Here is a 13548-nt window from a genome sequence, read left to right on the forward strand (position 1 = left end):
AGCCCCTAGGGCCTGTGCATAGCTATGTTGGACCGGGTCAGGCAATCTTGAAACGCGCCACCGACTGGCGCAGTTCCTCGGCCATGTGCGAGAGTTCGCGCACCTGCTGCGCCGTGGTGCGCGTGCCTTCGCCCGTCTGCTCCGTCACCGCGAAAATGTGCTGGATGTTCTCGGCCACGTCGTTGGCCAGGACGGCCTCGCGCGAGGTGGACGAGGAGATCAGCTCGATCAGCTCGGCCAGGTGGCGCGACACGGTATCGATCTCGGTCAGCGCGGTACCTGCGGAGTCGGACAGTCGCGCCCCCTCGACCACACCCTGGGTGGAGCGCTCCATGGCGGCCACGGCATCCTGGGTGTCGGTCTGAATCGCCTTCACCAGCGCCGCGATCTGGCGCGTCGCATCTGCCGAGCGCTCAGCCAGGCGCTGCACTTCTTCGGCCACCACCGAGAAGCCGCGACCGGCTTCACCGGCCGATGCGGCCTGGATGGCGGCGTTCAGCGCCAGCACGTTGGTCTGCTCGGTAATGTCGGAAATCAGCTCGGTGATTTCACCGATCTCCTGCGAGGATTCGCCCAGCCGCTTGATGCGCTTGGAGGTTTCCTGGATCTGATCGCGGATGGAGTTCATGCCGCCGATGGCGTTCTGCACGGCCTTCAGGCCCAGGTCCGCAGCTTCCAGCGACTGGCGCGCCACCTGGGCAGATTCCTGCGCCTGGGTCGAGACCTCGTTGATGCGGCCTGCCATGTCCAGCACGGAGCGGCCGGTTTCGCGGATCTCGCGAAGCTGTTCGGTCGACGCGGCCAGCAGTTCGGTCGAGTTGGCATCCACCTCGGCCGTGGTCTGTGCCACGCGCGTTGCCGTGTTCTGCACGCTGCCCACCAGGGCGCGCAGCTCTTCCACCGTGTAGTTCACCGAGTCGGCGATGGCGCCGGTGATGTCCTCGGTCACGGTCGCTTCCTGCGTCAGATCGCCTTCGGCCACCGATTGCAGTTCGTTCATCAAGCGCAAAATCGCGGCCTGGTTGGCATCGTTGATGCGCTTGGCTTCATGCTCCTGCACGCGGGACTCTTCCTGGCGGCGTTCGGCCGCTTCCTGGCGCAGACGGCTGTCGAGCAGCTGCACGCGGGACAGGCCCACGCCGCACAGCAGCACCAGCACGGTGGCCAGCGCCAGCAGGCCCATGGGCAGCGAGCCGATGCCGGCGCCGCTTTGCAGCTTGTTCTGCAGGTCTTCCAGATGGCGGCGCAGCGGTTCGCTGTCGGCGTTGATGGCGGTCTGGGCTTCGCGGGCGGACACCAGGCCCTGCAGGTTGCCCAAAATGGCGCTGGCCTCGCTGCGGGTCTCTTCGTAGAGCTTGATCAGCGCCTCGATCTGCTCGCGGGTCTGGGCATCGCGCGTGGGGGGCAGGCGCAGTTCGCTGCTGCCGCTCAGCAGGCTTTCGGAGATTTCCTTGAACGAGTTCAAGTCCTTGCCCAGCAGGAACACGGCCTCGGGGCTCACGCCTTCGGCGGTCTGGAATTCGTTGGCCGACTTGCCGATACGCTGGGTCAGCATCACGAGCTGGCCGGCAGCGGAGATTTCCGCCGGGCTGGCGCCCTGCTGCAGCTTCAGCGAGGAGATGGTTTCGGCGATCTCCAGCAGGTCCGAGGACTGCCGGTTGATGGTGCGCAGCGCGTCGCCGACCTGGGTCAGGATCTGCTTTTGGTCCATCACCACCTTGGCGCTTTGCTCGGCGCGCTCCATCAGCGGCGTGATCTGGGCCAGTTCATCGGCATAGGCGCCGCCCAGCGGGCGCACGCCCATGGAGTCGTCGCCCGAGGCAATGGCGCGCACGTTGCGCGCCAGCACGCCGGAGCTGTCCTGCACGTCCACAAAGGAGGATGCCGCGCCCGTCAGCGCCTGCGAGACCGACTTGGCCAGACGCTGCGACTGCATCAGCGCCTGGCCGGTGGCGGCCAGCTGCTGCGCCGAGCCGTCGGCCTGGCGCAGGGCCCAGGCCGCCGCCAGCACCAGGGCCAGCACCGACACACCCAGCAAGGTGGACAGCGTGCGCTGGTGGCGCGCGGCAGGCGCGCGGCCCAGCAGCGGCAGGGCCACCATGTCGTGGTCAACGGCTGCGCCGCCGTCGCGGCCCGGCATGGCGTCGGGGGCGCCCTGCACGGTCAGTGACGCATCGAGTGCGTACATATCCTGGGAGACGGTGTCTCCGAGCATGCTGTTGTCCGCACCGGAGCCGGCGTCGGCCGGCTTGCGTTGGAAGCGATTTGCAAGACGTTGCAAGAATGACATGGGACGACCTTCAGAAACTCAGGCGCGAATGCTCAGAAACTCGGAGGTTTGGGACAGGCGCTGCAGTTGCAGCTCCTGCCAGCGGTGGCCCGCTTCATCGATATGCACGGGGCCGAAAAAGGCGGGAGAGTGCTCGGGCGCAGGCTCGGTGCGCACGAATGCGTCGGCGCTGCGCAGGCCCTGCAGGCGGTCCACGAGCAGGGCCGCATTCACTTCCAGCGCGGCATTGAACGCCAGCAGGCTGGACTCGGCCAGCGCCGGTTCGCTGCGTGTCACGCCGTGGCCCAGCAGGCTGGCCAGGTCGATCACGCCGGCCAGGGTGCCGCGCAGGTTGGCAATGCCCAGGAACCAGGGCTTTGTATAGGGCACAGGCTGCACGCCGGCCCAGGGAAAGATCTCGCCGGACTGGCCCAGCGGCATCAGGTAGTTGCGCCCGCCGGCCTGGACGGCCAGCCAGGCCGCCACCTTGACGCCTTCGCTGCGTGCGGCCTGAAGGCGGCCAGCCAGACGGGACTGCAGATCGCGCAGTGCTTCACGGTTCGCCATGGGCAGCGCACCAGATCAGTTCAGCGCCGCGATCTTGGCCTGCAGCTCGTCTGCATCCACAGGCTTGGTGATGTAGTCCCGCGCACCCTGGCGCATGCCCCAGACCCGGTCGGTCTCCTGGTTCTTGCTGGTGCACATGATGATGGGCAGGTCGGCGTACAGCGGGTCGCGCGTGATGGCACGCGTCAGTTGAAAGCCGTTCTGTCCGGGCATGACCACGTCCATCAGGATCAGGTCGGGACGGTCTTCGGCCAGGCTGCGCATGGCCTCTTCGCCATTCTCGGCCGTGCGTACCTGCAGGCCCTGCTTTTGCAGCATGTCGGACAGAAACATCAGTTCGGTCTTGGAGTCGTCCACGACCAGGACTTTGCGGATGGGCATCAAAGTGCTCCTATGGTTTGCTTGCCGAACTGCTCCACAGCCTGCAGCAGCTGGTCTTTGGTGAAGGGTTTCGTGAGGTAGTCCTGGCAGCCCACCATGCGCCCGCGCGCCTTGTCGAATACGCCGTCCTTGGACGAGAGCATGACCACAGGCGTGTCAGCAAAGCGCGCGTTGCGCTTGATGATGGCGCAGGTCTGGTAGCCGTCCAGCTTGGGCATGAGGATGTCGCAGAAGATCAGCTGGGGCTGGTAGTCGTTGACCTTGGACAGTGCGTCGAAGCCGTCGTCGGCCAGGAGCACTTCGTGCCCGCCCTGCTTGAGGAAGATTTCTGCGCTGCGGCGGATGGTATTGCTGTCATCCACCACGAGTACGCGCAAGGGTGCGCCCGATGTCGTCACTGAGAAACCTCCCGGAAATGTATGAGTCGGCGCGGGTGGTCCCGCGCTCAGATTTCGACCATCTCAAAGTCTTCTTTACGTGCTCCGCACTCGGGACAGGTCCAGTTCATGGGCACGTCTTCCCAACGCGTCTGGGGTGCGATGCCATGCTCGGGGCAGCCTTGCGCCTCGTCATAGATCCACCCGCAGATCAAGCACATCCAAGTTTTGGGGTCGGTCACAGCTTAAAGGGCCTTCACATAGAATGCAACGATTGTATCTAGTCACAACCACCCGCCACGGCCTTCGCTGGCGGGGCGCACACTGGGCTGAGCCATGGCATTGAACCCCTCCAACTCCCCCAGTCCCGACACCGAGCCGATGGACGAAACCGCGCCCGTCTGCGTGCTGGTCTTCAACGCCAGCGACCCCAGCGGGGCGGGCGGCCTGTCGGCCGATATAGCCACCATCGCCTCGGTCGGCGGCCATCCGCTGCCCGTGGTCACGGGTGCCTACGCACGCGATTCGGCCAAGATCTTCGAGCATTTTCCCTTTGACGACGAGGCCGTGGCCGAGCAGGCGCGCGCCGTGCTGGAGGACATTCCCGTGTCCGCCATCAAGGTCGGTTTCGTGGGCAGCCCGGGCAACCTGGCAGCGATTGCCGAGATCGCCTCCGACTACCCCGACATCCCCATCGTCTGTTACATGCCCGACCTGTCGTGGTGGGAGGAAGACCCGCTCGACCAGTACATGGACGCCCTCAAGGAACTTGTTCTTCCGCAAACGTCTGTGTTGGTTGGAAGCCACAGTACGCTGTCGCGCTGGCTGCTGCCCGACTGGACCAACAGCCGCAGCCCCACGGCGCGCGACATCGCCATGGCGGCCGAGGCCCTGGAAGTGCCCTACGTGCTGGTCACCGGCATTCCCCTGCCCGACCAGTTCGTGGACAACGTGCTGGCCACGGCGCAGTCGGTGCTGGGCAACAGCAAGTACGAGATGTTCGACGCCACCTTCACCGGCTCGGGCGACACCCTGTCGGCCGCGCTGACGGCCCTGGTGGCCAGCGGCAACGACCTGGGGCTGGCCACGCAGGAGGCGCTGGAGTACCTGGACCGCAGCCTGGACAGCGGCTTTCGCCCCGGCATGGGCCACTACATCCCGGACCGCATGTTCTGGGCCCAGCCCGAGCCCGAGGATGAAGATGCCGAGGCCGCCGCCGAGCCCCTCGCCGAACTGGACCCCGACACCCAGGCCATCGAAGGCTTCGTGATGCCCCCTCATGACACCAAGCATTGAGGCAGGCCACCGCCTGAGCGGCTGCGCGGCCGGCACAGGCCCTTGGCTTGGCACCTCTGGCTTGTCCCCCGCACATGGCAGACTCCTGCACTATGACCACTGACCTGAATATTCCCCTGTTCGAACGCGCCAAGGCCGTGATCCCCGGCGGCGTGAATTCGCCCGTGCGCGCCTTCAACGCCGTGGGCGGCACGCCGCGCTTCGTGCGCCGTGCCCAGGGCGCGCATTTCTGGGACGAGAACGCCCAGCAGTTCACCGACTACATCGGCTCCTGGGGTCCGATGATCCTGGGCCATGGCCACCCCGAGGTGATGGCCGCCGTGCAGGCCGCCGCGCTGGAAGGCTTCTCCTTCGGCGCCCCCACGGAGCGCGAGGTCGTGCTGGCCGAGAAGATCCTCTCGCTCATGCCCTCCATGGACATGGTGCGCATGGTCAGCTCGGGCACCGAGGCCGGCATGAGCGCGCTGCGCCTGGCGCGCGGCTTCACGGGCCGCAACAAGATCATCAAGTTCAACGGCTGCTACCACGGCCATGCCGACGCCCTGCTGGTCAAGGCCGGCTCGGGCCTGGCGACCTTTGGCGCCTCCTCCTCGGCCGGCGTGCCGCAGGACGTGGTCAAGGACACCGTGGTGCTGGAATACAACGACGTGGGCCAGCTCGAGGAGGCCTTCGCCCAGTTCGGCGATCAGATCGCCTGCGTGATCATGGAGCCCATTGCCGGCAACATGAACTTCGTGCGCGCCAGCGTGCCCTTCACGCGCCGCATCCGCGAACTCACGCGCGAGCATGGCGCGCTGATGGTCTACGACGAGGTGATGACCGGCTTTCGCGTGGCCCTGGGCAGCGCCCAGAGCCTGTACGCCCAGCAGATCGAAGGCTTTGCGCCCGACATCACCGTGCTGGGCAAGGTCATCGGCGGCGGCATGCCCATGGCGGCCTTCGGCGCGCGCCGCGAGATCATGGAAAAGCTCTCGCCCCTGGGCCCGGTCTACCAGGCAGGCACCCTGTCGGGCAACCCCATTGCCACGGCCTGCGGCCTCAAGACGCTGGAGCTGATCAGCGAGCCGGGCTTCCACGACGCCCTGCACGCGAAGACCGGCCGCCTGATGGCCGGCTTCAAGGCCGAGGCCGACGCCGCCGGCGTGCCCTTCAGCGTGGACCACCAGGGCGGCCTGTTCGGCTTCTACCTGCTGCCCGAGCTGCCCAGCACCTGGACCGAGGTCATGAAGACCGATGGCGCACGCTTCAACCGCTTCTTCCACGGCATGCTGGAGCGCGGCCACTACTTCGCACCCGCCCTGTACGAGGCCGGCTTCGTGAGCGCCGCGCACACGGACGAGGACATCGACAAGACCATCGAAGCCGCACGCGAAGTGTTCAAGACGCTCTGACGCTGGCCCGTACCTGCCGATCGAGCCCGCCCTTGCGGGCTCTTTTCACGTCAGGGCCGAAGAAAAGCCTGGCGCGCCTGTTCGGCCTCATCGCGCACGGCACAGCCCTGCGCATGGTCGTTGACCAGGCCCATGGCCTGCATGAACGAGTAGACAGTCGTAGGCCCCACGAACTTCCAACCGAGCTTCTTCAGCTCCTTGGACAGCGCCCGGGACTCGGCCGTCTCGGACACGGGCCCGCCACCGGTCACGGGTGCAGGCGCATGGCGCCAGAAGAAGGCCGACAGCGAGCCTTGCGCCTCCACCATCTCCAGCGCCCGCTGCGCGTTGTTGATCACGGCCTCGATCTTGCCGCGATGCCGCACGATGCCCGCATCGCCCAGCAGCCGCAGCACGTCGTCCTCGGTGAAGCGCGCGACCTGGTGGAAGTCGAAGCCCGCAAAGGCCGCGCGGAAGTTCTCGCGCTTGTTGAGGATGGTCAGCCAGCTCAGGCCGGACTGGAAGCCTTCGAGGCTGAGCTTCTCGAACAGGCGCCGGTCGTCGGTGACGGGAAAGCCCCATTCACGGTCGTGGTAGGCCAGGTAGCTGTCAGTGGCGGCGCACCAGTGGCAGCGCGGCCGGCCGTCGGGGGCGGTGAACAGGCGGGACATGGTCAGGATTTCCCGGGTTCGGGAGAAGGGAGGGACAGCAGCCAGGCCGCCATCTGCAGGGATTGCGCCGTATCGATGTGCGGGTGGCGCGGCATGATGGCGCGGCCCCATTCGCCGGCCCCGCCCTCGCGGATCTTGCGCGCCAGGTAGTCGGCGGCATCTTCGCGGCCCCGGTAGCGGCCGGCGATCTGCTGGAAGGACGGGCCCACGTAGTGGCGCACCAGGCCGTGGCAGCGCAGGCAGTCATTGCCTTCCACCAGGGCCTTGCCGGCGGCCAGCTGCGCGTCGGCTGTCACGGCAGCTGCGGCCGCCGCCGTGGTGGCCCCGACAGCCGGCCCGCGCATGATGCGCCAGCCGATGTTGAAGACACCCAGCGCCACCAGCAGCATGAAGACCACGAGCGCCCAGCCCAGCCAGCGGGGCCGCTGGGGGGCGTCGTCGCCCTCGTCGTCTGCGCCAGGAGGCAGTTGGCCGGCCATCAGTGGCGGAAGTGGCGCACGCCGGTGAAGACCATGGCCACGCCGCGCTCGTTGGCGGCGTCAATGACTTCCTGGTCGCGCATGGAGCCGCCGGGCTGGGCCACGCAGGTGGCGCCTGCGTCAACGACCACGTCCAGGCCGTCGCGGAAGGGGAAGAAGGCATCGCTGGCCACGACCGTGCCCTGCAGGCTCAGCTTGGCGGCCTCGGCCTTGATGGAGGCGATGCGCGCCGAGTCCAGGCGGCTCATCTGGCCTGCGCCCACGCCCATGGTCATGCCGTTCTTGCAGAACACGATGGCATTGCTCTTGACGTACTTGGCGACCTTCCAGGCGAACAGCAGGTCCTGCAGTTCTTCGGGCGTAGGCTGCTTGACGGTGACGACCTTGAGGTCGGCCAGGGCCAGCTCATGGTTGTCGGCGGTCTGCAGCAGCAGGCCCGAGCCGACGCGCTTGGCGTCCACGGCGTTGCGGCCCTGGTCCCAGGCGCGCTCGCCGCCGGCCGGCAGGGCGATCTTCATGAGGCGCACATTGACCTTGGGCTTGAAGATTTCCAGCGCCTCGGCCGTGAAGTCGGGGGCCATCAGCACCTCGACGAATTGCTTGACCACGGCCTCGGCCGCCGCCTTGTCCACCGTGCGGTTGAAGGCGATGATGCCGCCGAAGGCGCTGGTAGGGTCGGTCTGGAAGGCCTTGGCATAGGCTTCGTGCGCGTCCTTGCCCACGGCCACGCCGCAGGGGTTGGCGTGCTTGACGATCACGCAGGCGGGCTGCTCGAAGCTCTTGACGCATTCCCAGGCGGCATCGGCGTCGGCGATGTTGTTGTACGACAGCTCCTTGCCCTGCAGCTGCTCGCCCATGACCAGGGAGCCGGGGGCCGGATACAGGTCGCGGTACAGGGCGGCCTGCTGGTGGCTGTTTTCGCCGTAGCGCAGGTCCTGCACCTTGGTGAAGTGGCCGTTGCTCTGGCCGGGGAAGGCGCTGCGCTCTGGCACGTAGGCTTCGGAGAGCTTGTCGTCCTCGAACTTCACGCTGGACAGGTAGTCGCTGATGGCGCCGTCGTACTGGGCAATGCGGTTGAAGGCGGCCACGGACAGCGCAAAGCGCAGCTTGTCGGAGAGCTTTCCGTTGGCCTTGAGTTCGGCCAGCACGGCCTCGTACTGGCCGGCATCGGTGATCACGCCCACGTCGGCCCAGTTCTTGGCGGCAGAGCGCACCATGGCCGGGCCGCCGATGTCGATGTTCTCGATGGCGTCGGCCAGCGTGCAGCCGGCCTTGGCCACGGTGGCCTCGAAGGGGTAGAGGTTCACCACCAGCAGGTCGATGGTGTCGATGCCGTGCTCCTTGAGGGCCGCCATGTGGGCGGGCAGCTCGCGGCGCGCCAGCAGGCCGCCGTGGACCTTGGGGTGCAGGGTCTTGACGCGGCCGTCCAGCATTTCGGGGAACTGGGTGACTTCGGCCACCTCGGTCACGGGCAGGCCGGCCTCGGCCAGCAGCTTGGCGGTGCCGCCGGTGGACAGCAGCTTGATGCCCAGGGCGTGCAGGCCTTGGGCGAATTCGACGATACCGGTCTTGTCAGAGACGGAGAGCAGGGCGTTCATGGGCGTCAGTGCAGGGAGTTTGAAGAAATGGAGATTCGTGCCGCTCAGAGCATGTCGTGCTCGAGCAGCTTCTTGCGCAGCGTGTTGCGGTTCAGGCCCAGCCAGTCGGCAGCGCGGGACTGGTTGTTGTCGGCCTGGCTCATCACCACTTCCAGCAGCGGCTTTTCGACCAGGTGGATCAGCATGTCGTACATGCCATTGGGCTTTTCGCCGTCGAGATCGCGGAAGTACCCCTCCAGGCTTTCACGCACGCATTGTTCGATGTTCTGGTTGCTCATACTGTCATTCCTGCGGGCTCTGCGAATTCGGCGCTTGTGGCGCCGGCATCGATGGCGGCTGGTATCCGGTCCATCTGCGCGCCCAGGGCGTCCAGATAGTCGGCCACGGCCTGCCATTGCACCGCGCAGTCCTCGATGGTGTTGATGTGTTGTCTGAATGCCTCGCCGCCCGGCAGGCTGCGCAGGTACCAGGCGATGTGCTTGCGCGCACTGCGCACGCCGGTGCCTTCGCCGTACAGGCTGTAGTGGTCCTGCAGATGCTCCAGCAGCAGCCGGCGCAGCTCGGCCACCAGGGGCGGGGCCATGTGCTCGCCCGTGGCCAGGAAGTGCGCGATCTCGCGGAAGATCCATGGCCGGCCCTGGGCGGCGCGGCCGATCATCACGGCATCGGCGCCCGTGTAGGCGAGCACGTCGCGCGCCTTCTCGGGGCCGGTGATGTCGCCATTGGCCACCACGGGCACGCGCACCGCCGCCTTGACGGCAGCGATGGTGTCGTACTCGGCAAAGCCCTTGTAACCCTGCTCGCGCGTGCGGCCGTGCACGGTGAGCATCTGTATGCCCACCTCCTCGAAGCGGCGGGCCAGCACCACGGCGTTCCTGTGCGCGTCGCACCAGCCGGTGCGCATCTTCAGCGTGACGGGCACGCCGTGCGGGGCGCAGGCCTCTACCACAGCCTGGGCAATCTCCACGGCCAGGGCCTCGTTCTGCATCAGGGCCGAGCCGGCCCATTTGTTGCAGACCTTCTTGGCCGGGCAGCCCATGTTGATGTCGATGATCTGGGCGCCACGGTCCAGGTTGTAGCGCGCGGCCTCGGCCATCATCTCGGCGTCCGTTCCCGCGATCTGCACCGCGATGGGGCCGGGCTCGCCTTCATGGTTGGCGCGGCGCGAGGTCTTGAGGCTGTTCCACAGGTCCTTGCGCGAAGTCACCATCTCGCTGACCGCATAGCCCGCGCCCAGGGCCTTGCACAGCTGGCGGAACGGCCGATCCGTCACCCCCGCCATGGGGGCGACGAACAGGCGGTTGGCCAGGGCATGGGGGCCTATGGACAGGGGTGGGGAGGACATCGGAAAAGCCGGAGAAAACGCGCGCGCCGAGCACAAAACGGGCGGCAACAAAGGACCAAGATTGTACCTGCCCAAATTTTCAGCAGGGCTAAAACCGGGCCGTCAAGACGGCCAAGCAGCGAAAACAAGACAGTGCGCAGTTTTCATGGTGTGGGAACGAAGGTGCGCACCTGGCCCGGAACGGCCTGCAGCCCGTAGGCACCCAGCCGGCCCTGCCACCAGCGGCGGTTGAATTGCACGTCGGGAGAGACCTGGTCGTCGGGCATGGGTCGCAGGCCGACCTTCTGCAGCCCGGCTTTCTGCTGCCCGGCTGCCTGCAGCCCAGCTGTCTGCAGCCCAGCCTCAAGCCCCAGGTCCAGCGCCTCGCCGTCGGCCAGCGGGCCGCGCACCACGGCCATGGCCTTGCGCCCGTCGGTCACCCAGGCGTCCAGCACCAGGGCCGGGCGGAGCTCGGGACCGGCCAGGCTCACGCAGCCTTGCAGACGCGGCTCCAGGCCCAGAGGCTCCAGCTCGCGCTGCAGCTGCTCCAGCCTGTCGGCCACGGCCGGGTCCGGCAGGGTGCAGCCCTTGGCCTGCAGCGCCTTGCCCCAGGCCGAGGTCGGTGCGGCCTCCTGGGTCGGTGGCGCCTGGGCAGCGGCCTGTGCCACCACGGTGGTGTCCTTGCCTGGCGATGGTTGCAACGCGGCGCAGCCGGCCAGGCCGGCTGCTGCCATTCCCAATGCCGCCCATCCTGCAATCCGCCCTGTCTGCATGACGCCCCCTGTTCTTTGTGGTTCCGGACCAGGCCCCACGATAGCTTCAGGCCGACAAGGCGTCAGCCAGCGCAGACCTACACTTGGCAGCACCTATGGAAGTCTGGATGCATCAATTGCTGGGCTGGCTGGCGCTGCCGCAGTTCGGCCTCAGCACCGTGTTCATCGTGGCCCTGATCTCGGCCACGCTGCTGCCGCTGGGCTCGGAGCCTGCGGTGGTCGGCCTGCTCCAGCTCAATCCCGACCTGTTCTGGCAGACGGTTTTCGTGGCCACGGCCGGCAATACGCTGGGCGGGGCCATCAGCTGGTGGATGGGTCTGGGCGCGCACAAGGCCTGGCGCGCGGCACGCGAGCGGCGGCTGGCCGGGCTGCCGCCTGAACGGGCCAAGCCGCCGCGCAATCTGTCACGCCACGAGCGCCGCGCCCGCGTCTGGCTGCGCCGCCTGGGCGCCAAGGCCTGCCTGCTGAGCTGGCTGCCCGTGGTGGGCGATCCGCTGTGCGCCGTGGCCGGCTGGCTGCGCCTACCGTTCTGGCCCTGCGTGTTCTACATGGCCATCGGCAAGTTCCTGCGCTATGTGGTGATGACGGTGGTGCTGCTGCAGCTGCTGCCGGCCTCCTGGGCCAGCTGAGGCCGAAGCCCCCACTGAAGCCCTCCCCTTTTTGCGATCTACGCCTGCGGCTCGCGCGCCCAGGGCGCCAGCGCGAAATGCGCGGCCAGGAAATCGATCAGCGCCTGCACGCGCGCCGGCCGGGCGCGCCCCGGCGGCGTGACGATGTGCAGGGCGATGGAGGGCACCTGCCAGTCGTCCATGCAGGTCTGCAGCGCACCCGATTGCAAATCTTCCCAGGCCAGGAATTCGGGCTGCAGGGCCAGGCCCAGCCCGGCGCGCAGGGCCGGCGCCAGGCCCTCGGCATTGTTCACGCGCATGGCCGTGGGCACGACCTGGGCGAACTCGCCGCGGCGCGCATGCACGAAGCGCCAGGCCTCGCCCAGGCGGCTGTGCACATAGCGCAGCGCCCGGTGCTGCGCCAGCTCGCGCGGATGGGTGGGGCGGCCGTGGCGCTCGAAGTATTCGGGTGAGCCCACCAGCAGCAGGCGCACCGTGCACAGGCGCCGCGCCAGCAGGCTGGAGTCGGGCAGCGAGGAGATGCGCAGCGCGATGTCGAAGCCCTGGGCCACGACGTCGATCAGCTCGTCGCTGAAGTGCAGGTCCAGCGTGACCTCGGGATGCTCGGCCATGAAGGCGGGCACGGCCGGCGCCAGGTGCGAGATACCGAACGACATGGGCGCCGCAATGCGGATGGGGCCGCGCAGGCTCTTGGACTGCTCGCTGATCTCGGCCTCCACGGCCTCGCCCTCGGCCAGGATGCGCGCGGCCCGCTCCAGAGAGGCCTGGCCGCCGGCCGTCAGCGACATGCGCCGCGAGGTGCGGTGCAACAGGCTGGTCTTGAGCCGCGTCTCCAGCCGCGTGATGGCCTTGGAGATGGTGGGCTGGGAGACGCCCAGCTCGGCGGCGGCCTTGGCGAAGGAGCCCGTCTCGGCCACCTTGGCGAAGACGGCCCAGGCTTCGAGGTCAGGAAGTCTTGGCATGAAAGTTTTGGAATAGATGTCTTTGCATATTTTCTATTCTCTTCTTGATCGGCAAAACATAAAGTTCATCCATCGCAACACACAACGCAGCAGGAGAACACCATGATCGAACGCCGTCCCTTCCAAGCCCTTGGCGGTGCCAACCACGGCTGGCTCGATGCCAAGCACCACTTTTCCTTCGCCGGCTACCACGATCCGGCCCGCATGGGCTGGGGCGCGCTGCGGGTGTGGAACGACGACACCATCGCCGCCGGCACGGGTTTCCCGCCCCATGCCCACGCCAACATGGAAATCATCACCTATGTCCGTGAAGGCGCCATCACCCACCAGGACAGCCTGGGCAACAAGGGCCGCACCGAAGCGGGTGATGTGCAGGTGATGAGCGCGGGCACCGGCATCCGCCACTCGGAATACAACCAGGAAAAGGACACGACGCGGATCTTCCAGATCTGGATCATGCCCGACGAGCGCGGCCAGCAGCCCCCGTCCTGGGGTGCCAAGCCCTTCCCCAAGGGCGAGCGCTCGGGCAGCTTCGTGGCCCTGGCCAGCGGCCTGCCCGGTGACGAGGACGCCCTGCCCATCCGCACCGCCGCCCGGGTGCTGGGCGCCACGCTCAAGGCCGGCGAGAGCACGGAGTACCGCATCGGCCGCGACCGCCTGGGCTACCTGGTGCCGGCCAGCGGCTCGGTGCAGATCGACGGCGTGACGCTGCAGGAGCGCGACGGCGCCGCCATCAGCGACGTCGAGACCCTGCGCGTCACGGCCCTGACCGACGCCGAGCTGGTGCTCGTCGACACGGCGCGCTGAAGCGCCCTTGCCGCCCCGGCTCCGGCCGGGGCCCACCTGCCCCAA

At 67.5% G+C, this 13548-nt stretch carries 16 protein-coding genes; 4 read left to right on the forward strand and 12 right to left on the reverse strand.

The window, feature by feature from the left end; genetic code table 11:
- Nucleotides 1–37 precede the first annotated feature (37 nt).
- Genes G4D77_RS10750 through G4D77_RS10770 form a run of 5 tightly spaced genes read right to left on the reverse strand, consistent with a single transcriptional unit; the run spans nt 38 to nt 3815 of the window.
- A complete protein-coding gene (locus tag G4D77_RS10750; RefSeq protein WP_016447934.1) occupies nt 38–2290 on the reverse strand; it encodes a methyl-accepting chemotaxis protein in 2253 nt (750 codons plus the stop codon).
- Nucleotides 2291–2308: 18 nt separating this feature from the next.
- Nucleotides 2309–2836: a chemotaxis protein CheW gene (locus G4D77_RS10755; protein WP_016447935.1), complete on the reverse strand. Its 528-nt coding sequence runs from the start codon at nt 2834–2836 to the stop codon at nt 2309–2311.
- 15 nt (nt 2837–2851) lie between these two features.
- Nucleotides 2852–3217: a response regulator gene (locus G4D77_RS10760; protein WP_016447936.1), complete on the reverse strand. Its 366-nt coding sequence runs from the start codon at nt 3215–3217 to the stop codon at nt 2852–2854.
- A complete protein-coding gene (locus G4D77_RS10765) occupies nt 3217–3615 on the reverse strand; it encodes a response regulator (protein ID WP_016447937.1) in 399 nt (132 codons plus the stop codon). Before G4D77_RS10765 ends, G4D77_RS10760 begins: the two co-directional genes overlap by 1 nt.
- 47 nt (nt 3616–3662) lie before the next feature.
- A complete protein-coding gene (locus G4D77_RS10770; RefSeq protein WP_017406135.1) occupies nt 3663–3815 on the reverse strand; it encodes a rubredoxin in 153 nt (50 codons plus the stop codon).
- Between the two features lie 115 nt (nt 3816–3930).
- Here G4D77_RS10770 and thiD point away from each other — a divergent pair, with 115 nt between their 5' ends.
- Together thiD and hemL are read left to right on the forward strand one after the other, a co-directional pair.
- Nucleotides 3931–4890, forward strand: coding sequence for a bifunctional hydroxymethylpyrimidine kinase/phosphomethylpyrimidine kinase (gene thiD, locus G4D77_RS10775; protein WP_016453190.1), 960 nt, complete (start codon nt 3931–3933; stop codon nt 4888–4890).
- 74 nt (nt 4891–4964) lie between these two features.
- Nucleotides 4965–6281, forward strand: coding sequence for a glutamate-1-semialdehyde 2,1-aminomutase (hemL, locus tag G4D77_RS10780; RefSeq protein ID WP_370690594.1), 1317 nt, complete (start codon nt 4965–4967; stop codon nt 6279–6281).
- A 50-nt stretch (nt 6282–6331) separates the two neighbouring features.
- On the opposite strand, the gene G4D77_RS10785 is transcribed toward hemL, so the two are convergent.
- The 6 genes from G4D77_RS10785 to G4D77_RS10810 form a co-directional block, all read right to left on the reverse strand.
- Nucleotides 6332–6931 carry a DNA-3-methyladenine glycosylase I gene (locus tag G4D77_RS10785; RefSeq protein ID WP_074922779.1) on the reverse strand — a complete coding sequence of 200 codons (600 nt, stop codon included), beginning with the start codon at nt 6929–6931 and terminating at the stop codon, nt 6332–6334.
- A gap of 2 nt (nt 6932–6933) precedes the next feature.
- Nucleotides 6934–7410 (reverse strand): c-type cytochrome, encoded by a 477-nt coding sequence (locus G4D77_RS10790; RefSeq protein WP_017406137.1) that lies wholly within the window; start codon nt 7408–7410, stop codon nt 6934–6936.
- Complete coding sequence (purH, locus tag G4D77_RS10795; protein WP_154835582.1) at nt 7410–9008, reverse strand: bifunctional phosphoribosylaminoimidazolecarboxamide formyltransferase/IMP cyclohydrolase; 1599 nt, start codon at nt 9006–9008, stop codon at nt 7410–7412. The genes G4D77_RS10790 and purH overlap by 1 nt, the downstream gene beginning before the upstream one ends.
- Nucleotides 9009–9052: 44 nt before the next feature.
- On the reverse strand, nt 9053–9286 hold the full coding sequence (locus tag G4D77_RS10800; protein ID WP_016447943.1) for a Fis family transcriptional regulator: 234 nt from the start codon (nt 9284–9286) through the stop codon (nt 9053–9055).
- Entirely contained in the window at nt 9283–10353 is a 1071-nt protein-coding gene (dusB, locus tag G4D77_RS10805) for a tRNA dihydrouridine synthase DusB (protein WP_154835584.1), read from the reverse strand. The genes G4D77_RS10800 and dusB overlap by 4 nt, the downstream gene beginning before the upstream one ends.
- Before the next feature lie 143 nt (nt 10354–10496).
- The gene (locus G4D77_RS10810; RefSeq protein WP_154835586.1) at nt 10497–11105 is read right to left on the reverse strand and encodes a hypothetical protein; all 609 of its coding nucleotides are present in this window, start codon (nt 11103–11105) and stop codon (nt 10497–10499) included.
- Between the two features lie 107 nt (nt 11106–11212).
- Between G4D77_RS10810 and G4D77_RS10815 the strand changes: the two genes are divergently transcribed.
- Nucleotides 11213–11734, forward strand: coding sequence for a YqaA family protein (locus G4D77_RS10815; protein WP_016447946.1), 522 nt, complete (start codon nt 11213–11215; stop codon nt 11732–11734).
- A gap of 38 nt (nt 11735–11772) precedes the next feature.
- Here the strand turns inward: G4D77_RS10815 and G4D77_RS10820 are convergent, their stop codons facing one another.
- Entirely contained in the window at nt 11773–12696 is a 924-nt protein-coding gene (locus tag G4D77_RS10820) for a LysR family transcriptional regulator (protein WP_016447947.1), read from the reverse strand.
- Nucleotides 12697–12798: 102 nt separating this feature from the next.
- On the opposite strand from G4D77_RS10820, the gene G4D77_RS10825 reads away from it, so the two are divergent.
- Complete coding sequence (locus tag G4D77_RS10825) at nt 12799–13503, forward strand: pirin family protein (protein WP_154835588.1); 705 nt, start codon at nt 12799–12801, stop codon at nt 13501–13503.
- The last annotated feature ends 45 nt before the right edge of the window (nt 13504–13548 follow it).

The organism is Delftia sp. WY8, assembly GCF_018437695.1.
In the GTDB taxonomy this organism is placed as follows: domain Bacteria; phylum Pseudomonadota; class Gammaproteobacteria; order Burkholderiales; family Burkholderiaceae_C; genus Comamonas; species Comamonas tsuruhatensis.